Origin of the sequence: Dokdonia sinensis, assembly GCF_003688895.1 — a bacterium.
Classification (GTDB): Bacteria; Bacteroidota; Bacteroidia; order Flavobacteriales; family Flavobacteriaceae; genus Dokdonia; species Dokdonia sinensis.
The window spans coordinates 35,605-55,751 of record NZ_REFV01000014.1; the positions used below are offsets into that span (position 1 = coordinate 35,605).

Genomic DNA, 20,147 nt, shown 5'->3' on the forward strand with positions numbered 1-20,147 from the left:
TCGAGTAATAATTTGTCCCCAAAATGTTATTACAGTTTTTTCAATGCCTGTTTAATCAGCGTTTCCACCGTGGCATTAGGTTCATTTTTCAGTATGTCGCTACATACATTTTCGGCCTGCTTGCGGGCAAAGCCTAAAGTCTCTAAAGCAGATAACGCTTCTTCCTTGCTGGTATTGCTCGCAACAGCAGAATTGACATCTACATCAAATACTTTTAAAATCTTATCTTTCAAATCTAGAATGACTCTTTGCGCAGTTTTTGCGCCTATTCCCTTAATACTTTGTATAGTCGCCACATCATTTGTCGCAATGGCTTGCTTGATTTGTTCTGGATGAAGACTAGAGAGCATCGTTCTTGCCGTACTAGCACCTATGCCTGAAACTGAAATCAGTAAACGAAAAATCTCACGCTCCATTTTTTCTACAAAACCAAAAAGCGTATGGCTGTCCTCCTTTACCTGTAAGTGCGTGTAAAGCGTGAGTGCCTCATCAGCTGGTAAAAGAGAAAATGTATGCAAGGAAATATGAATAAGATACCCTACACCGCTGCAATCTATAACGACGCTCGTAGGGTTTTTTTCAATAAGTCTTCCGCTTATGTGGGTAATCATTTGCTAAGAAAAAGTTAAGGCGGTAAATGTAAGAAAATTATCTGCATACGATAAGGAAAATAAGGGCATTTCCAGCCATCATTACAATGCATTATTTTATGCGATTTAAGTGTTGATTTTTTCGCTTTCGCGAAAGCGAAACCCCTGTTAAAACAATTCTTAAAAGAAAAAGACGCCTTAATCCAAAAGCGTCTTCTATCTATTTTCTAAGTAAGTAACGGATGTTAAAGTTTACATGCCGTGCTTTTCCTTTTTCTGAGCATCTATTACTGCAATCGCTGCCATACTTACCATCTCATCTACACTCGCACCTAGCTGCAAAACGTGAACAGGCTTGCGCATACCCAACATAATAGGCCCAATGTTGTCTGCCTTTTCCAGCTCCTTTATCATTTTATATGTGATATTTGCGCTATCTATATTTGAGAATACAAGTGTATTTACTTTCTTTCCAGCAAGTTTTGAAAACGGAAATTTGCTCTGTAGCATATCTCTATTTAGGGCAAAATCTGCCTGAACTTCTCCATCTACAATAAGGTCTGGGTAATAACGATGAAGATAAGCTACCGCTTCTCCTACCTTTGTTGCCTTCTCATTTGTAGAAGAACCAAAGTTTGCATAACTCGTCATTGCCACAACAGGCTCCATCCCAAACATTTTCACTGCAGCTGCAGTCATTTGCGCAATTTTTGCAAGCTCCTTTGCCGTTGGATCTATATTAATAGATGTATCTGCTAGAAAGAGAGGACCTCGAGAGGTTATCATCAGGTTACAAGCAGCTACTTTTTGCACCCCTTTTGCGCGTCCTATTACTTCTAAAACTGGCTTTACGACTGACGGATAACTCCTGCTGTGACCAGAAAGCATACCATCTGCATCACCTTCACTTACCATCATTGCAGCAAAGTAATCACGCTGGCGCATTGTTTTTTGAGCTTCAAAAAGTGTTATCCCTTTGCGCTTGCGCATTTTCCAGTAAATTTCTGCATAGCGGTTTACGTGGTTTTTTTGCTCTTCCGATTTGGGATCAATAATCTCCACATCTGCATCAAACTCTATAGACTCTTTAAGCTCTAAAATTACCTCACGATTTCCTAATAATACTGGAATTGCGACACCCTCTTCATATACGATCTGTGCTGCTTTTAAAACATCAAGCTGGTCTGACTCTGCAAAAACAATGCGCTTAGGATTAGACTTTGCACGATCTAGGAGGAGTCTTACTATCTTATTATCGTCCCCTAATCTGTCTAGGAGTTCATCTTCATATTGTTGCCAATTTAATATGGGCTGAAGCGCGACACCACTATCCATAGCAGCTTTTGCAACAGCTGGTGGAATCGTCGTTATCAATCTAGGGTCAAATGGTTTTGGGATGATATAATCCCTACCAAAGGTAAAGCGTGTCTCACCGTAAGCAATATTTACCTGCTCCGGTACCGGCTCTTTAGCTAGTCCTGCAAGCGCTTGGACAGCAGCCATTTTCATCTCCTCATTTATCGCAGTCGATCTTACGTCTAGCGCACCACGAAAGATAAATGGAAATCCTAAAACATTATTTACCTGATTAGGGTGGTCAGAACGTCCTGTTGCCATGATAATATCAGGCCTCGATGCAATAGCGACGTTATAATCGATCTCTGGTGTAGGGTTTGCCATGGCAAATACAATAGGGTCATTTGCCATAGATTTTATCATCTCCCCCGTCACTATATTCCCTACAGATAGTCCTAAAAACACGTCTGCACCCTTCATGGCAGCGGCTAAATTTGGATATTCCTTTGCCGTTCTAAACTCTTGTTGTTCTGGAGAAAGGTCGTTGCGATGTGCTCCTAAAAGCCCTTCACTGTCGAACATTACCACATTATTCAAATCTACACCGAGTCTATTGTACAAACGCATACAAGAGATTGCCGCACTTCCCGCACCGGAGCATACAATACGTACATGCTCTATTTGTTTTTCTGCGAGTTCTAATGCATTGAGCAATGCGGCAGCACTTATGATTGCTGTACCATGTTGGTCATCATGCATAACTGGAATATCCAGCTCTTCTTTTAATCTCCTTTCGATTTCAAAAGCTTCAGGGGCAGCTATGTCTTCTAGATTTATACCGCCAAAGGTAGGGGCGATATTCTTTACTGTTTTTACAAATTCATCTACGTTTTTTGTATCTACCTCGATATCAAAAACATCAATACCAGCAAAAATTTTAAATAGAAGTCCCTTTCCTTCCATTACGGGTTTTGAAGCATCTGGCCCAATGTCTCCTAGCCCCAAAACTGCCGTTCCGTTAGAGATCACGGCAACTAGATTACCTTTTGCAGTATATTTATAAACGTTATTTACGTCTTTAGCAATTTCTAAGCAAGGCTCTGCAACACCCGGAGAATAGGCCAGGGCAAGATCACGCTGGCTACTATACTTTTTAGTAGGGACAACTTCAATCTTTCCTGGTCTTGGTTTTGCGTGATAAACAAGTGCTTCTCTGCGTTTACTATTTCTGTTCATAGTGGTTATTGGATTGTAAAAAACGAGTGGACAAAAATACGGTTTTCAAGATGCCTTACCATCTTTTAAAGTTTAATTAATATCCAATAATTGAGTGAGTAGATCTACATTTTGAGGCAATCTGCCCACGTTTTGAAGCTTTATTGCCGCTAGGGATAATGCAATTTTCAGACATCGTTCCAGCTCAAAATCTTTAGAATATGCAAATAAGAATCCGCTCCAGAAGGCATCTCCTGCTCCCGTTGCGTCTAAGATTTTATCAACTCTTGCGGCGGGTAGCGAAATGTTTTCTTCACGCTTTCGCGAAAGCGTAACCCCATCCTTCCCTAACGTTAAACAGACTATATCCACATTCATCTCATTATGGAAAAAGTCAAAAATTTCCTGATGGCTCTTCCTCTTGCCAAACAAGCGCTCCATATCATCCTCACTTACTTTTACAAGGGGATTGTAAGAGCAATATTCTTTAAAAGACTGAAGCGCCTGATCTCGGTCAGGCCAAATACGGGGGGAATAATTAAGGTCAATACTTAGGGTACATCCTGCTTTTGAGGCTTCCTTAGCTTTTGCCAGTATCGTTGCGCGTGCTGGATTCTTGCTCATTGCAAAAGCAGTCGTATGAAATAGTTTTGTACGCTCTAAAATTTCTTTTGGGATTTGAGACGGCACAATATGAACGTCTGCCTCTCGATAAGGAATAAAGTCTGGGGTACCCGTTGTTTTAGAAACCATAATGATACTTGTAGGCCTCTGGTCAAAACGGACTAGTGATATATCGACGTTGTTTTCTTTAAGTTTTTCCTTTACATAATCACCAAAACCATCTTTTCCCACAGTACTTGCTAATCTCACATTCATTCCCAATCGTGCCATATTCATCGCAACGTTAGTAGGGCTTCCACCCAAATATCGGTGGTAATCCCGCGTTTGATCGATGCGCGCGTCTACCTCGTGACCTATAAAGTCTATTAAGGTTTCTCCTATACAAAGGATGTCTATTTGTCTTTCTTTGCTCACTTTCTTTTTATTTTTTAAAACAATTCATCGGGAGATAACAGCGCCTCCAGCTTCTTTCTCAAGTCTGGAGATAGCAACGTAAGCCCGTACTGATAACTAGCGTTCATCCAGCCAAAACCGCTGGTGGTAATGTAGTCAAACTCGGTTCCTACGTTTCCATACTCTGCAAACACCTTGTGGGTGGTGGCTACCACATCGTATTTCTCTGGGATGACTCCGTTATAATCTACAGCATTTCTGGTAATCATCCAGAGCCAGCGATAGACGAGTTCCTGTGTTTCTTTTTCAAATCCAAATTGTAGCAAACCGCGCCAGACCATCATTTGATGCGGTGCCCAGCCGTTAGGATAATCCCATTGTCGTTGGGGTCCTTTGTACGCAAACTCGTCATTCATTTTTCTGGACGTTCCTGCGATGCCCCCTTTTTCTTTGAGCTGTGCCATCAAAGTATCTTTCATTGCCGAGGCCTGATCTTGAGTGCACAGTCCAGCCCAGAGCGGGAAATAATTGGAAGCACTTTCAAAATGAGTCTGCTCCTGCTTCTTAAAATTATAGTCAAAGTATTGTCCCTGCTCCTCATTCCACATCAGCGTATTCATCCTTTTTTTGCGCTCAGAAGCCTTGCTCATAAAAAAATCGCTTGACCTCCCCTGAAATGCCCCGTTAAAATAGGTGTCCACGAGATACGCAAAATCCACTTCATATTTATAGAGCAGGCTGTTCAAATCTACTACATTAAGGTCTGCACATACATCATCCAGTCGCCACGAGGTGTCGTGACCACTCTCACGTAAACTTCGGTCGTGGGTAAAATAGGCGTCCAGTTCGGGAACGGAGATGGTTCCGTTTTGATAAGCTTCGGCAAAGGTCCGTATTGTGAAGGGTTGGTGAATGTTTTGTTTTTTTGAGTACGCTTTCGCGAAAGCGGCCAACACCTCATCAAAATGACCTTCCTCTGTCTCTGGAGGGATACCGATGCCTTGGGCATAATACCGATTGAGTCCATTTTGCGTAAGCCGAACTCCCCGCTCCATCCAGACTGTCTCGTATTCTTTTATCGCAATGGCCAAAACTTGGGAGAGCCATACTTTACCTATCTCTGGGTGCGTACTATAGACTTCTCTTATAAATGAAGTCAAGAACGGTGGCTGGGTGCGCGTGAGGTAATAGCTTCGGTTTGCATTTAGGATTTTACCGTAATGTTGAATTTGATAACAAAAATTATCTATCATTGCTTTGGCGAGGTCCACGCGACCGTCCAGTAACAGTCCCACACCTTCAAAGTAGCTGTCCCAGCCGTACATCTCGTTAAACCTCCCGCCGGGTACGACAAAGGGCACTCCACTCTCATTTTCAAGGGCAAGCGCGAGGATTCCGGGCTTGTCGTTTATGGATTTTACGTATTCTGGGGTGATATTTTCGGGAAGCACCACGACTTCGAGATTGGGAAATGTGGTTGTGAGACTCTTGTAATAAGAAATTCCCTGCTCATCTGTAGCGGGTACGTAAAGTCGTTGTACGGTATCCTGCGCCTTTGAATCCGTCAGTATTTTTTCTATTCCTTTTTTATCTATGGTGCGGGTGAGGTCGTCCCAAAAATAATCCTTAATCATCCGAGATATCCGATTAGTAGGGCTTTCCTCTATTTTTGACAGGGGAATGACTGCTTCTGTTTTACCCAGTGCTTTTTCCAGCGCGAGTTCCTGTAAGAAATTGGATAAATGGTGGGTGCCTTTTATGATGTGTTTTTCTGCTTTGGTTAAAGCGTTATCATAAACCGTAATCTCAAAAGCTTTGGGACCCGTATCGTCTATCGTGATTTTCTTGTCTCCATCTGTATCCTCCTGCGCCAGTAGTTGCTGGAGTGTGGTTTCTATGTTACCCTTGAACTGCATTTTTCTTTTTTAATCTATTAAATAATATTACTGCACCTAATAATAGAGTCATAGGCACAAGTGATGCGTAAAATGCGGTCGAACCGTCAAAAAACTCAAAGACGTTGCCCGTGATAACTGAGCCTAGTGTACCACCTAGAGCCGAGAAAACAACAATGAGACCGGACATACTGCTGTGTGAGTGCTTAGGCAAAGAGCTTAGGACAACTGAGTTAATAGTCGGATAAATGGGCGCAAGAAAAACTCCCATAAGCGGAAATATATATGCTACTATTGGGGCATTGAGCCACGTTACGTTTTCTCCTAAATTAACCCCTTGAGCCAAGGGCAACGAAATTAAAACCAAAGAAGCCGAACCGAGTATACAAATAACCACAAGCGTAAACCAATGGACATATTTCAAAGCCGCCCCTGCAGCAAATCGACCTATAGCAAATGCGCCTGCAAGAACCGCTCCCGCTTGAACGCTCATACGAGCAGGTGCAGCAATTAAATCCTTATAGAACGTAGGTGTCCAAGTTTGGAAACTCTGCTCTATGAGAACAAACAAAAAGACACTTACAATAAAGACAATCACAAGAGGTAGTGCTATCAATTTAAGCATTGCAATAAAATCCTGTCTCGGAGAACGAGACTCAATTTTAGAAGGGCTTTCATCCAAACTTGTAAAGGTCAAAATCAAAAAAGCAATTAATGATAATGCAGACAAAACATAATAAAAGCTTAACCAAAATGTAGACTTAGGATCTGCATCGTCAATAAAGAGACTAAATACCACATTTCCCAGAAGTACTCCTATCATAAATACACCCTCTAAAGAGGACATAAAACTAGAATGTTCTTGAGTATCATCAGTAATCAGTCCGATGGTCGCAAAAACTGTGACCTTTATCAAAGCAAAGGAAACTCCAACGGTAAGAAATAACAACTTGAAGTACCAGAAATCATTTGTAAAAGGCATAACCAAACACATCGTACCAACTAAAAGTAAACCCAATTGCATTGACCTCTTCAATCCGAATTTAGGGAGTTGAGAAGCAAGAAAAAATGATACGATTGCTATGGGAATATCTTTAAATCCCTCTAATATACTTGCGACATCTTTTGTTATGTCATAGTTGCGCTGTACTTGAAGAATAACAGTTCCCACACTATTCAAAAGAATGGCAAAAACAAAATAATTGAGATAAAGGGAGAGTTTTACACCTAAATGTTTCATTTTTAAAACGTTTTAAAATTAAAAAAGCACCAACGTATGTCGGTGCTCTTTCGTTGGGTATTAACCACTTATCAGAACTCGGCGAGTGTTGCGACTGTTTAAGGAAGAGTCACTACATTCAAAGTTCTGTAAATCTTGGACTAAAGTGTTGCAATTAACATTTCCGGTCGTACAAGCAATACCTTTATAAATGATTAGCTGGTGGTCATCACTAAATCTAATTACAAAACTAGTTCTAAAATTAGTCATTGTTATTGCTACAATTTAAATTTCTGCCAACATATTTTCCTACACAATAGACCCTTTGAACAAATAATTTTATCGAGAGACTCTGATTTTTCTTACAAAAAAAAAGAAAACTCCCATTTATTCCCTTTTCAAAATACAGTCAAACAAATTACTTCATCTGTACTGCTGCCGACACACTTCTCTTAAGACGTAGCGCTAGTAAAGCTGCAATGATGAAGAATACTCCACCAAATAAAATAGCATTTACGGCATCATTGCCCAATAAATTTTTAATAATTGGTCCAAAGGTTACTGTTTGTATTAACATTGGGATTACGATCATCATATTTACTATTCCCATGTATACACCTCGTTTCTCCTCAGGAATTACTTTAGAAACCATTGCATAGGGGATTCCCATCATTGCAGCCCAACCTATCCCAAAGAGTACCATCGGGATAAGCAATGCATATTCATTTTGAATATATGGCATACTAAGCATTGCTATTCCTGAAAACACTAAGGACGCAACATATACATTACGAGATCCATACTTTTTTGCAAACGGCACAAGCATTAAGGCAACAATCATCGTGACAAAGTTGTAGGTTCCATTCATAAGACCGGTTTGAGCGAGCGCTTGCTCAGAAACTAATTGTATGTTTTGAGCAAAAGCAGTATCACCTGTTCCTACTATACCTCCAGAACGGCAGGCCTCCATTATCCCTTCAAATCTTGTATTGTCGTCATTTGAAATACCGAACATAGTCGCTCTGAGCATAGGGGTTACAAATTGCCAATACACAAATAATGCATACCATTGGAAGAAATAAACAGCTGCAAGTTTCCACATCATACGCGGCATACTACCTATGGCACCTGTAATTTCAGCAAAAGGCTCTTTTATTCTTTGGATAAAGGAACTTTCTCTGTGCTCTTTTTGCAATTGTGCTAGTTCTTCGTCGCTAGGCGGTATTTCTGGTGTTTTCCATACTGACCAAGCAATTGTTCCTACGGAAGCTATCGCGCCTAGGAAAAAAGAATAATACACCCACTTAGGAATAGCAGAAATGGTCTCAGTAGCAGTAGAACATAATGCAGCTCCTTCTTCTGCCGGAACTCCAAACCAATCTTGAAAGAGAAATAACGAGAAGTTTGCAATTGTAATCCCCGCACCCACAAAGAGTGCTTGCATCTGATACCCAAAAGTCAGCTGATCATCATTTAACTTGTCCCCTACAAAAGCTCTATAAGGCTCCATTGCTGTATTGTTTGCCGCATCAAGGATCCAAAGTAGTCCTACTGCAAACCATAAACTAGGACTGAAGGGAAATGCAAAGAGACACAAACTTCCTAATATAGCTCCTATGAGGAAAAATGGCTTACGCCTTCCACCCCATTTGGGCAACCACGTTTTATCACTTATAGCTCCTATGATAGGTTGTATCAAAAGTCCTGTAACAGGACCTGCCAGATTGAGCAGGGGTAACTCTGCGTGATCTGCGCCTAGAAATGAGAATATTGGGTTTATTGCCGTCTGCTGTAATCCAAAACTGAACTGAATCCCAAAGAATCCCACGTTCATATTCCAGATTTGCCAGAAGGAGAGGTTTGGTTTTTTTATAAATTCTCTTATGCTACTCATTTTCTCAAGCTTTAGAAAAACAATTACACTTTACAAACATTGTCAAGCACTTACCATTATCTTATTCACAAAAAGACCTGCATTTTCTTATTGAAATATATCAAAATACAGGATTGTGTGTTGTGAATATACAATAATGCCATCTATATTTTAGGAAAATGTTAGGGAGAGGAAGCTTTTAAAATTACGCAAACGATTTCGTAAAAAATCGGTTTTAAGGAATGGTTAGTAGCTTTCTTGTGGCTATTCCTATATTTAAAAAAGATTTCTGAGTTCGCTTTCGCGAAAGCGAAAAAAAATTTACCACTCATTTATTCTGTTCCCATCAAGCTTTACAAAAATAAACAGCAATATGGTAAAGCCCCAAAGCCCAGAACCTCCGTAACTAAAAAATGGTAGTGGGATTCCTACGGTGGGCAATAGACCGAGTACCATCCCAACATTTACTACAAAATGTACAAATAAAATTCCTGCAACGCCGTAGCCATAGATCCGGCTGAAGTCATTTTTTTGTTTTTCAGATAATTGAATAATTCTCAAGATAAGTCCAATAAAAAGAAGGACAACAAATGTGCTTCCTAAGAATCCCCACTCTTCTCCCACAGTACTGAAGATGTAATCGGTATGCTGTTCAGGAACAAACTTCCCTTTAGTCTGAGTCCCTTGTAAAAATCCTCGCCCTAGCCAACCTCCGTTTCCTATGGCAATTTCGCTTTGGGCAGTATTGTATCCTATACTTTTTGCATCTACCTCTTTACCTAATACTATATTAAAGCGGTCACGGTGACGTTGCTCAAATACGTTTTCAAAAATATAATTTACCGAAAAAGCAAATAGAGCACAGGCTGCGACAATCCCTAGATACAATCTCTTAGAAGGCCTTCGTTTTCTATTTTTGACAAATAAAAATATACCTATTACTAAAGCTCCAGCTCCTACATAAATAGGCCCAAATAACAGCGTAAGCACAAATAAGAGTACAACAGAAAATCCTAGAATGAGATAGGCTGCAGCGAGTCCTTCCCTATACAACGGAAAGAAGAATGCCGCATAAACAAGCGCACTACCAGGATCAGGTTGTGGTATGATAATGAGTGCAGGAAGTGCAATTATCACAAAAGCCTTTATTTGATCCTTGATAGATTTTATATTGGTCTGAATATCACTCAGATACTTAGCTAGAGCGAGGGCAGTGGCGGCCTTAGCAAACTCACTAGGCTGCAAACCTAATGATCCAAATTTATACCAACTCGTAGCTCCAGAAATAGTATTTCCAAAAACAAAAAGACCGAGTAGAGAAAGAAGCGATACTATATAAATAATACTTGAAAAACGCTCAAAGAACTTTGCATCCAGAAAAAGAACAAAGATGATAAGTCCTATTCCGAATATAATAAACAGGAGTTGCTTTATAAATAAGTTGTCCGTACTAAAGAAAGCAAGTGCGTCCGTATCGTAAGATGCAGAGTATATGTTAATCCACCCGCTGCCCACGAGCAAAAGGTATAATAGTATAATAACCCAATCAAAACTTCTAACATTACGGGAACTACCTATCATTATTTTTTATGTACTTTATCCTCTTCTTTTTCTAAAAGAAATTTAGCCACTACCTTTTTACCATCATTTATCGAAAAAGGTTTACCGCTTTGCGGCTTTGCATATTCATCTTCAAGACTATGCGTCATTACCCATTGCTCCAAATCCTTTCGAGTAACATTTCCTTTAAGATATTTTTCTATCATTACAGATGCTATTCTGCCCCCAAAACGTGAACCCCAATAACCGTTCTCTACAAAAACGGCAATAGCTATTTTGGGATTATCTTTTGGAGCAAAGGCAACAAAGGTGGAGTGATCTGTAAGTTGTACGCGCTTCCCGTCGATACGCGTATAGTTTTCTGCAGTACCTGTTTTTCCACAAATTTCTATTCCTGGGATTTTTAGTGTGGATGCTGTTCCGTAATTATAAACGCCGTGCATACCTTCTACTACCGGTTCAAAATATTTGGGATCAATAGTGGTTTGTTGTTTTTGTTGATATGCTGTGGGGATGGTATCTACTCCTTTAATTTTTTTTATGATGTGAGGTTTATAGTAGTGACCTCTGTTTGCTATGGCTGCTGTGAAGTTTGCCATTTGGATAGGCGTCATAGACACTTCACCTTGTCCAATGGCATTAGAAATTGTGGCAGTAGCGTACCAGCGATATTTAGGATATTGATAGCTCCTATTGTAAAATTCTGAATTGGGAATAAAACCTGGTCTTCCAATAGGAAGGTCATATCCCAAAAAATCTCCTAGACCAAAACTCTTTAAATGTGCTTTCCAATTGTCTATTCCTTCCTGTGGCGTTTTAAATTTCTCTATAGACCTTCTGTACACCGTTGCAAAATAAGCGTTACAAGAATTTGCGATTCCACCCTCCATCGCAAGTGGCGAAGCGTGGTGGTGACATCCTAGTGGTTTAGAACCTCCATAGTTATAACCACCGTGACATGATATACGTTCTGAGGTATCGATAACATTCTCTTGCAGTCCTATGAGCGCAGTTAGTGCTTTAAAAGGAGATCCAGGAGGATATTGACCTAAAAGTACTCGGTCTACTAAGGGCTCGGAAATAGAGTCGTAGTACATCTTTGTAAAATTCTTTGACCGTTCTCTACCTACAAGTAATGCGGGATCATAGTTAGGCGCAGAAACAAGTGCTAAAATTTCTCCGGTACTGGGATCTAAAGCAATGATACCACCACGCTTATTTGTCATTAATTCTTCTCCATACTTTTGCAGTTCTGCATCTATAGTGAGTTGGAGGTCATTACCTGCTACAGGCATTGTATCAAGAATTCCATTTTTATATGAACCTATGATACGGTTAAATCTATCTTTTTGAAAACGCTTAACACCTTTAACCCCTCTAAGAATATCTTCATATTGTTGCTCCACGCCCTGGCGACCTATTAAGTCACCAGATTGGTAATAAGGGTTAGCATCTATAATGCTCTGGTTTACTTCTTGGATATAGCCTAAGAAGTTTGCGCCAAAATCTATCTGATAGTCTCTTAATGAACGTTTCTGGATATAGAATCCCTCATATTTACGCATTTGCTCTCCTAGATATGCATATTCCTTCTTGGACATCGTAGGAACAATTACAGATGGTAACCTTGGTGAGTACACGCGAGCTCGATTAAGCTCTTTTACGAGCTTCTCCTTGTCAATATTTAATAGTTTACAAAATTCCAGCGTATCAAAGGGCTTTATTTCTCGAGGAATTGCCATAAGGTCATAAGATGGCTGATTAGAAACAATAAGCTTATTGTTACGGTCATAAATATGACCACGCTGCGGATAATCATACACCACCTTTATCGCATTATTCTCAGACTGTACAGCAGCAGACGTATCATATACTTGCAAGTAAAATAATCTCCCCACGAAGACTACACCTGTAAACAATACAATAGAAAGAAGTAATAATTTTCTCATTCTGAACGACCACTAAATAGAATACTGAAAAGGACGCAAAACAATGCAGTACCTACACTAGTAATCAACGCCTTTTTTAAGATATAAAGTATACTCGCAATGTTAAAAACCTCAAGACTGAAGAATACCAAATGATGTATAACAACAAGGATCAGAATAAATAAGACCCTTTCATAAAATGTACCTTTAGATAATTTTACAGCATTATATTCATAGCTCACACCATAAACAAAACGAGTAACTACTGGTCTAGAAAAAGCTACAAACAAACAAGCCGCTGCGTGTATGCCTCCACTATTGCCAAACATATCGAGTGTAAGCCCCGTTAAGAACGCCAAAAATAAATACAAAGATCTATTTGCCGAAAACGGGAATACGATTACAAACAGCACATAAGGCAAAGGATTTATGTATCCAAAAATATTCATATTATTGAATACATAGAGCTGGACAATAATAAGTCCTAGAAAGCGGAGAATATTCAGAACTATATTATTGCTCATTGATACTTGCTGCTTCTATGGCTTTGATTTCTTCTAGATCGTTATTTTCTATAACATATACGTGACCAAGATTAGTCATATCGTTAATTAACTTTACAGTAATCAAAAAGAAATTCTTACTCTGATCTAATTTAAAATCTTGTACCGTTCCTATAGGTATACCTTTAGGAAATATTGCAGATCTACCGCTAGTCTCGATAGTATCCCCTACCGCTACTGGTGCTTGCTGCTGCATATCGATAAGTTGTGCTAGATTAGGATTTCTTCCATCCCATTGTAGTTGTCCATAATGGTCTGTGTCTTGAAGCTGAGCATTTGTTGTAAAATTTGTATTGAGCACAGAAAGCACAGTGCTGTATTTACCTGAAACCTTATCTATCACACCCACAATTCCCTTACTGGTAATCACGCCCATATCTTTTTGAATACCTTCTCTACGACCTCCTTTGATGGTTAAAAAGTTATCTACTTTTGCGTACGAGTTATTAATGACTTTTGCGGGGATAAATTCAAATTGCGATATACTGTCTTTGTAAATATTAGAAAGCATAGACAAAGAATCTTCACTTGATGGAACTGTTGTTTTTGCTCGTTGTATTCTTTCGCGTAAGCGGGCATTTTCTTCTAACAACTGCTCATTATATGTTTTGAGCTTAAAATAATCTTGAACACCACCCACAGATTCGTACACTCCTCCAGACAGAAAATTAGCTGAATTTATAAACTTACTACGATGGTAAGAATGAGATTGTACTGTAAAAACGAGCGAAATCAATAATAAGAACAAAAACAGCAGAGCATTCTTGTAACGAATCAGGAAATTGATAATCTGCTGCATTACTGCTTAGAGTTAGGAGTGTTATTTTATAAGAACGCTCTTATATTTAGCAAGATTTTTAAGTGTGATTCCTGTACCGCGTACTACAGCTCTAAGGGGATCTTCTGCTATATATACAGGAAGATCTGTTTTTTGGGAGAGACGCTTATCCAAGCCTCTCAACATAGATCCTCCGCCTGCAAGGTAGATTCCTGTATTATAAATATCGGCAGCGAGTTCTGGTGGGGTTTGAGAAAGTGTTTCCATAACTGCATCTTCAATACGAAGGATTGATTTGTCCAGCGCTTTTGCAATCTCACGATAGGATATCTGAACCTGCTTAGGCTTTCCGGTAAGAAGATCACGTCCCTGGACGCTCATTTCTTCTGGTGGGACTTCAAGGTCTTCTGTTGCGGCACCGATTTGGATTTTAATTTTTTCGGCACTACGCTCCCCTACGTATAGGTTATGCTGTGTGCGCATGTAGTAGATAATATCATTTGTAAATACATCTCCTGCAATTTTGACAGATTTATCACAGACTATTCCTCCAAGTGCAATTACCGCGATTTCAGTTGTCCCTCCACCTATGTCTACTATCATATTTCCCTTAGGCTGCATAATATCTACACCGATTCCGATGGCGGCAGCCATAGGCTCGTGTATCAGGTACACTTCTTTACCATTTACCTTCTCCGCACTTTCTTTTACCGCACGCATTTCTACCTCCGTAATTCCCGAAGGAATACAAATTACCATACGCAATGCGGGTTGAAACAAACGTTTTTTAAGTGCTGGAATCTCTTTAATAAACATAGAGATCATTTGTTCACTTGCCTGGAAATCTGCAATTACACCATCCTTGAGCGGGCGTATGGTCTTTATGTTCTCGTGGGTTTTCCCTTGCATTAGGGCCGCCTCCTTTCCTACGTGGGTAATCTTACCAGTCACGCGGTCACGCGCCACGATGGATGGGCTATCCACAACTACTTTTCCATTGTGGATAATCAGCGTGTTTGCTGTTCCTAAGTCTATTGCAATCTCTTCGGTTAGGAAGTCAAAAAATCCCATAATCTACTAGGGGTATTAAAATTATTTTCGGAAGTAATATATCTCTTAAATGTACTACTAATATTTTGTTAGTTAAGGCTTTATTGAAGGTATGTTTTTACGCTTTCGCGAAAGCGTACTAAAATCCAAAATACTTCTAATCTAAAACTCTTAATGCTTAAAATGACGCGTCCCTGTCATTACCATCGCTACCTCATTATCATTACAATAATCTATAGTCAGTTGGTCCTTAATGGATCCTCCTGGCTGGATTACTGCTGTGATTCCTGCATTATCTGCAATCTCAACACAATCTGGAAAAGGAAAAAAGGCATCACTAGCCATTACAGACCCTTCTAGGTCAAACTTGAACGATTGTGCTTTGTCTATTGCTTGCCTGAGCGCATCCACACGTGAGGTTTGTCCAGTACCACTAGCACATAACTGCTTGTTCTTTACAAGAACAATGGTATTAGACTTCGTATGCTTACAAATTTTTGAAGCAAACATTAGATCTTCTAACTCACGGTCTGATGGTTTATTGTGAGTCGCGTGTGTTAAATCTGCAATTGTATCTGTCTTTGCATTACGGTCTTGCACAAGGACTCCGTTAAGGCAGGTACGAACGTTTGTGGCTGGAAATTCAAAATCTTTTTGAGCAAGAATTACTCGGTTTTTCTTTCCTTTTAAGGTTTCCAATGCTTCTTTGGTGTAGGACGGAGCAATCACCACTTCACAAAATAGTTTATGAATTTCTGTTGCGGTCTCTTGGTCTATCTCTCCATTTGCGATTAAAACCCCGCCAAAAGCCGATACAGGATCTCCCGCCAGCGCATCTACATAAGCCTGGTGCATTGTATCGCGTTGTGCAAGACCACAAGCATTGTTATGCTTTAATACGGCAAACGTGGGTGACTCGCCTTTAAACTCACTCATTAAGTTTACAGCAGCATCCACATCCAGTAAGTTATTATATGAAAGCTCTTTACCGTGTAGTTTATCAAAAATCGCGTCAAAATCTCCAAAGAAAAATCCTTTCTGGTGTGGATTTTCTCCGTAGCGCAATACTTTTCCTTTATTCTCGCTAATCTTTAAAGCAGCAATCGAGTGGTCTGCGTTAAAATAATTAAAAATTGCGCTGTCGTAATGAGAAGAAACGGCAAATGATTTGGCCGCAAAACGCTTGCGATCTTCAAGCGTTGTGCTTCCGTTTCCTTTAGTAATTATATCTAGCACCTCAGCATAATCATCCATAGAGGATACGCATAAGGTATCTTTAAAATTTTTGGCTGCCGCCCTGATCAAAGAAATACCACCAATATCTATTTTCTCGATGATGTCTTGCTCAGATGCTCCAGAGGCGACCGTTTTTTCAAACGGATACAAATCCACAATGACAATATCCAGTTGCGGGATTTCATATTCGGCCATTTCCTTAATATCTCCGTCGTGATCCTGACGGTTTAGAATTCCTCCAAAAACCTTAGGGTGCAATGTTTTTACACGACCGCCCAGAATAGATGGATATGAGGTCACATCCTCCACAGGAACAACAGGAATACCTAGATCTTTAATAAATTTCTCAGTCCCGCCGGTAGAATAAATTGTAATTCCGAGTTCGTTAAACTTCTGAACTAATGGTGCGAGACCATCTTTATGAAATACTGAAATTAAAGCGGATCCTGCTTTTTTAATGTTGCTCATTGTTGCGATTTATAAAGGTTTTCAAAGCCTTTCTTTGAATTCTCGCAAAAATAGGAATTTAACACTATAATATATGGCGTACAGAAGACAAATTATACTGGATTTGTAACATTAAACAGATGCAAGCGTCTTATCTTTAAATTTTCATAAAACCAACCTATGTTCAAAGGACTGAGCGCATTACAAGAGAGCTTTAGATTTGCAGTAAATGCGATGAAAAACAACATCCTACGCACCTTTCTTTCCTTGCTAGGAGTGACGGTTGGTATTTTTTCTATCATAGGTGTGTTAGCAGCGGTAGATTCGTTGGACAAAGAGATACGAGGAAGTCTTTCTTCATTAGATCAGAGCACGATGTTACTTACGCACGTCTCCTTTGGCCCCACTGAAGTTCCCAGATGGAAAAGAGAGCAATTTCCTGTGGTGACATACGAAGAATATCAATATTTACAACGTTCCCTACCTGATTTAAAAGCTATCTCTTATGGATTAAATGTTGCTCCACAAACTATTAAGTACAATGACGAGACACTAGAGAATGTACAAATAGGTTCTACGACAGAAGGTTACTATGACATTGAATCTATAGAATTTCAAGAAGGTCGATTTTTTAGTGAGCAAGAGTCTGTAAATGGAAATCCTGTTGTTGTAATAGGTGATGAAATCCGAAATAAACTTTTTGGACAAAATGGAAGCGCAGTAGGAAAAAAAATACGCCTTTACAGTCGCAAGTTTACCGTTATAGGTGTCATGAAAAAAGAAGGTGCTGGAGTATTCGGGCCTAGCAAGGATGAGATAGCGATTATTCCGGCGACTATTGTAATGCGTATTTATGGAGGCAACAATAGGTCAGTTTTCCCCATTATAACAATGCTTCCCGAAGAAGATGCAGATTATGATGGTTTCCTAGCCCAAGCCGAACAAAAACTACGTCAGAAACGAGGTCTTAAACCAGATGAAGTGAGTACCTTTTTTATCAATCAGCTAAAAGGGTTTGCAGCAGCCATAGGAGAAGTAATAGGCGTTCTCAAACTAATAGGTTGGGGAATAGGCGGTTTCTCGCTCTTAGTGGGAGGCTTCGGGATTGCAAATATTATGTTTGTCTCTGTTAAAGAACGTACTAACTTAATTGGAATTCAAAAAGCACTAGGCGCAAAACGTAGGTTTATTCTCTTTCAATTCTTATTTGAGTCTATTTTACTATCCGTTTTTGGAGGTATCATTGGGCTCGTTCTAGTATGGCTAATAACCTTAGTGTTGACCAATGCAATGGATGATTTTGAATTTGTACTGTCTTTCTTCAATATAATGCTAGGACTTTCAGTAACCTTCATTATAGGAATCATTGCAGGTATTATACCAGCAATTGGAGCTTCAAGACTAGATCCTGTGGAGGCGATTCGTACGGGAATGTAATACGAAGTTAGAGGTTAGCCGTTAGCCGTTAGCCGAATTTGAAAAAGTATGTTTTTGCTTTCGCAAAATTGAAACCAGACTTGTTTCAGGTTTCACCCTGAATTAATTTCAAGTTCATAGCCTTATCTAAAACTCCACTCCTTATAATCCATAGAAGCCTCAAGTTTATCTTCAAGACCGTCCTCTAACTGCGGAAAGAAATCAATACCCGTAAGTTTTTCTATTTGATCTACAGAAGTAACAAAGCTGTAAAGTGGTTTCTTAGACTCTACGTGATTCATTAAGAATGCCAACATTTTTATATTGTCTCCAGAACGGTCGTATACTATCTTGTAGAAGGACTCTGGAACTGTGACTTTCTCATCTCCTATCGTCCCTATTTTATCTTTAAGGATCCCGCCAGTTACAACAAAAACTCCATCATACTGTGATGCCCAGTAACGCACTTTTTGCTCGAGCCTATTCCAGACACCAGCATTAAAATCGTGACGTTGCGGAGTAATATTGCTGGTAAGAAATGTTTCTTCATAAGCCTGCTTGCTAAACTCACGATCACCAGCGGGACATAAATGACCACGGTCGTATCCAGACTTTTTATAATTGCGCCAGTGCGCACTTTTAGTTTTTACAGCAGGGTCTACTTCAAAATATGGGCGTTCAAAATCGCTGTTTTTGAGTTGGCTTTTCTTGAGTTCATAGGCCACCCATTCTGCTTGCTCGTCGGGTTCGCTGTAACTTAATGAGTAGTAATTATGATGCACTATTTGACCTGTAGTTGAAGTAGGTAAGAAATAGTCATTTGTATGCTCTTTTACTTCCATTCCAGCCTCAACAATGGGCTGATCTAGTTTTTCATTAGCATATTTCTCGAAGAAGAGATAACCTAGCGTGAGTAAGATCACGAGAAGTGGGTAGAGGTATTTTCTTTGCATATTGTAAATTTAAGCTTTTACATCCAGCGCATCCCTAAGCGCATTCCCTACAAGCATAAATGCCATTACCAGCAACATAATCGCCAGCCCTGGAATCACGGCGAGATACGGCTTACCTAAAATAATATAACTGTAGTGATCCTTAATCATTGCACCCCAGCTGGGCATAGGCGGTTGTGCCCCAATCCCGAGAAAGCTTAGCCCACTCTCAATTAGGATTGCACCAGCAAAGTTTGCGGCTGAGATTACAATGAGCGGTGCCATTACATTAGGCAAAATATGTCTTCTTATAATTCTAAAATCTGTGTAACCTAAAGCCCTTGCAGCAGTTACATATTGCATCTGTTTTACCCCCAGCACCTGCCCTCTTACCACGCGAGCGACCTCCACCCACATTGTAAGTCCTACGGCTATAAATACTTGCCAAAAGCCTTTCCCTAAAGCAAGCGTAATCGCAATGACCAGTAATAAAGTAGGAATAGACCAAGTGACATTAATAAGCCACATAATCGCAGCATCTACCTTACCGCCAAAATAACCTGCAAATGCACCTAACAAAACTCCTATAAGTAGTGATATAAAAACGGCCACAAATCCTATAACGAAGGATATTCGAGCTCCTACAAGCATTCTGCTCAATAGGTCACGACCATATTTATCTGTTCCTAGATGGAACTTTTTTGTTTTTAAATACGCTTTCGCGAAAGCGTTATAATCATCCACACCATCTAACTCCAGACGTTTAGGCATTCCTAAAGCGTCTGCTCCAGTGTACGGAACATACTCTAAGAAAATATCATCAAACCTATAGCTGGCGATGGGAATTTCTGTATCCCCGTTTTTCTTCCCAAAAAATAGTGCCGAAAAGGCTGACTGATCTACAACATCAGGTGCGGGAATGGTAAGCATCTGCACTTGAAAGCCTGGTGGTTGAGAATGGATAGATAGATGCATCTGATTAGCATTCTGACTATCATCAGGGGCAATTGCATAGGCAAATAGTGCCACTAACCCACAAATTACAATAAAGCTCAAACTCAAAACGCCCCAAAAATTCTTTTTAAACTTTTGGAGCGCTAGTTGAGTTAATGAATTGGGCGTTTGCGCCATA

Annotated in this window: 15 protein-coding genes; 1 reads left to right on the plus strand and 14 read right to left on the minus strand. The window is 39.8% G+C overall.

Features of this window, described 5'->3' with window-relative positions; translation table 11 throughout:
• Positions 1–29 precede the first annotated feature (29 nt).
• The 12 genes from ruvA to purH form a co-directional block, all read right to left on the minus strand.
• Positions 30–611, minus strand: a complete 582-nt coding sequence (ruvA, locus tag EAX61_RS13170) for a Holliday junction branch migration protein RuvA (RefSeq protein ID WP_121918170.1) — start codon at positions 609–611, stop codon at positions 30–32.
• A 231-nt stretch (positions 612–842) separates the two neighbouring features.
• The gene (locus EAX61_RS13175; RefSeq protein ID WP_121918171.1) at positions 843–3,122 is read right to left on the minus strand and encodes an NADP-dependent malic enzyme; all 2,280 of its coding nucleotides are present in this window, start codon (positions 3,120–3,122) and stop codon (positions 843–845) included.
• Positions 3,123–3,194: 72 nt separating this feature from the next.
• Positions 3,195–4,139: a carbohydrate kinase family protein gene (locus EAX61_RS13180; RefSeq protein WP_236642046.1), complete on the minus strand. Its 945-nt coding sequence runs from the start codon at positions 4,137–4,139 to the stop codon at positions 3,195–3,197.
• Between the two features lie 14 nt (positions 4,140–4,153).
• Positions 4,154–6,034 (minus strand): alpha,alpha-trehalase, encoded by a 1,881-nt coding sequence (locus EAX61_RS13185; RefSeq protein ID WP_121918172.1) that lies wholly within the window; start codon positions 6,032–6,034, stop codon positions 4,154–4,156.
• Positions 6,018–7,253 (minus strand): MFS transporter, encoded by a 1,236-nt coding sequence (locus EAX61_RS13190; protein WP_121918173.1) that lies wholly within the window; start codon positions 7,251–7,253, stop codon positions 6,018–6,020. The genes EAX61_RS13185 and EAX61_RS13190 overlap by 17 nt, the downstream gene beginning before the upstream one ends.
• A gap of 397 nt (positions 7,254–7,650) precedes the next feature.
• Positions 7,651–9,126, minus strand: coding sequence for an MFS transporter (locus EAX61_RS13195; RefSeq protein ID WP_121918174.1), 1,476 nt, complete (start codon positions 9,124–9,126; stop codon positions 7,651–7,653).
• 300 nt (positions 9,127–9,426) lie between these two features.
• Entirely contained in the window at positions 9,427–10,686 is a 1,260-nt protein-coding gene (gene rodA, locus EAX61_RS13200; protein ID WP_121918175.1) for a rod shape-determining protein RodA, read from the minus strand.
• Positions 10,686–12,614 (minus strand): penicillin-binding protein 2, encoded by a 1,929-nt coding sequence (gene mrdA, locus EAX61_RS13205; protein ID WP_121918176.1) that lies wholly within the window; start codon positions 12,612–12,614, stop codon positions 10,686–10,688. The genes rodA and mrdA overlap by 1 nt, the downstream gene beginning before the upstream one ends.
• The gene (locus tag EAX61_RS13210) at positions 12,611–13,117 is read right to left on the minus strand and encodes a rod shape-determining protein MreD (protein WP_121918177.1); all 507 of its coding nucleotides are present in this window, start codon (positions 13,115–13,117) and stop codon (positions 12,611–12,613) included. Before EAX61_RS13210 ends, mrdA begins: the two co-directional genes overlap by 4 nt.
• Complete coding sequence (gene mreC, locus EAX61_RS13215) at positions 13,107–13,955, minus strand: rod shape-determining protein MreC (protein ID WP_121918178.1); 849 nt, start codon at positions 13,953–13,955, stop codon at positions 13,107–13,109. Before mreC ends, EAX61_RS13210 begins: the two co-directional genes overlap by 11 nt.
• A gap of 21 nt (positions 13,956–13,976) precedes the next feature.
• A complete protein-coding gene (locus tag EAX61_RS13220; RefSeq protein WP_121918179.1) occupies positions 13,977–15,005 on the minus strand; it encodes a rod shape-determining protein in 1,029 nt (342 codons plus the stop codon).
• Between the two features lie 150 nt (positions 15,006–15,155).
• The gene (purH, locus tag EAX61_RS13225; protein ID WP_121918180.1) at positions 15,156–16,688 is read right to left on the minus strand and encodes a bifunctional phosphoribosylaminoimidazolecarboxamide formyltransferase/IMP cyclohydrolase; all 1,533 of its coding nucleotides are present in this window, start codon (positions 16,686–16,688) and stop codon (positions 15,156–15,158) included.
• A 159-nt stretch (positions 16,689–16,847) separates the two neighbouring features.
• Between purH and EAX61_RS13230 the strand changes: the two genes are divergently transcribed.
• A complete protein-coding gene (locus tag EAX61_RS13230; RefSeq protein ID WP_121918181.1) occupies positions 16,848–18,104 on the plus strand; it encodes an ABC transporter permease in 1,257 nt (418 codons plus the stop codon).
• Positions 18,105–18,226: 122 nt separating this feature from the next.
• On the opposite strand, the gene EAX61_RS13235 is transcribed toward EAX61_RS13230, so the two are convergent.
• Complete coding sequence (locus EAX61_RS13235; RefSeq protein ID WP_121918182.1) at positions 18,227–19,036, minus strand: DNA/RNA non-specific endonuclease; 810 nt, start codon at positions 19,034–19,036, stop codon at positions 18,227–18,229.
• 9 nt (positions 19,037–19,045) lie between these two features.
• On the minus strand, positions 19,046–20,146 hold the full coding sequence (locus EAX61_RS13240) for an ABC transporter permease (protein ID WP_121918183.1): 1,101 nt from the start codon (positions 20,144–20,146) through the stop codon (positions 19,046–19,048).
• Position 20,147: the final 1 nt, after the last annotated feature.

What these genes read in the sequence shown, in the direction of transcription:
- ruvA (WP_121918170.1), bottom strand. Translation starts at nt 611, where the DNA reads ATGATTACCCACATAAGCGGAAGACTTATTGAAAAAAACCCTACGAGC.
- EAX61_RS13175 (WP_121918171.1), bottom strand. Translation starts at nt 3,122, where the DNA reads ATGAACAGAAATAGTAAACGCAGAGAAGCACTTGTTTATCACGCAAAA.
- EAX61_RS13185 (WP_121918172.1), bottom strand. Translation starts at nt 6,034, where the DNA reads ATGCAGTTCAAGGGTAACATAGAAACCACACTCCAGCAACTACTGGCG.
- EAX61_RS13190 (WP_121918173.1), bottom strand. Translation starts at nt 7,253, where the DNA reads ATGAAACATTTAGGTGTAAAACTCTCCCTTTATCTCAATTATTTTGTT.
- EAX61_RS13195 (WP_121918174.1), bottom strand. Translation starts at nt 9,126, where the DNA reads ATGAGTAGCATAAGAGAATTTATAAAAAAACCAAACCTCTCCTTCTGG.
- rodA (WP_121918175.1), bottom strand. Translation starts at nt 10,686, where the DNA reads ATGATAGGTAGTTCCCGTAATGTTAGAAGTTTTGATTGGGTTATTATA.
- mrdA (WP_121918176.1), bottom strand. Translation starts at nt 12,614, where the DNA reads ATGAGAAAATTATTACTTCTTTCTATTGTATTGTTTACAGGTGTAGTC.
- EAX61_RS13210 (WP_121918177.1), bottom strand. Translation starts at nt 13,117, where the DNA reads ATGAGCAATAATATAGTTCTGAATATTCTCCGCTTTCTAGGACTTATT.
- mreC (WP_121918178.1), bottom strand. Translation starts at nt 13,955, where the DNA reads ATGCAGCAGATTATCAATTTCCTGATTCGTTACAAGAATGCTCTGCTG.
- EAX61_RS13220 (WP_121918179.1), bottom strand. Translation starts at nt 15,005, where the DNA reads ATGGGATTTTTTGACTTCCTAACCGAAGAGATTGCAATAGACTTAGGA.
- purH (WP_121918180.1), bottom strand. Translation starts at nt 16,688, where the DNA reads ATGAGCAACATTAAAAAAGCAGGATCCGCTTTAATTTCAGTATTTCAT.
- EAX61_RS13230 (WP_121918181.1), top strand. Translation starts at nt 16,848, where the DNA reads ATGTTCAAAGGACTGAGCGCATTACAAGAGAGCTTTAGATTTGCAGTA.
- EAX61_RS13235 (WP_121918182.1), bottom strand. Translation starts at nt 19,036, where the DNA reads ATGCAAAGAAAATACCTCTACCCACTTCTCGTGATCTTACTCACGCTA.
- EAX61_RS13240 (WP_121918183.1), bottom strand. Translation starts at nt 20,146, where the DNA reads ATGGCGCAAACGCCCAATTCATTAACTCAACTAGCGCTCCAAAAGTTT.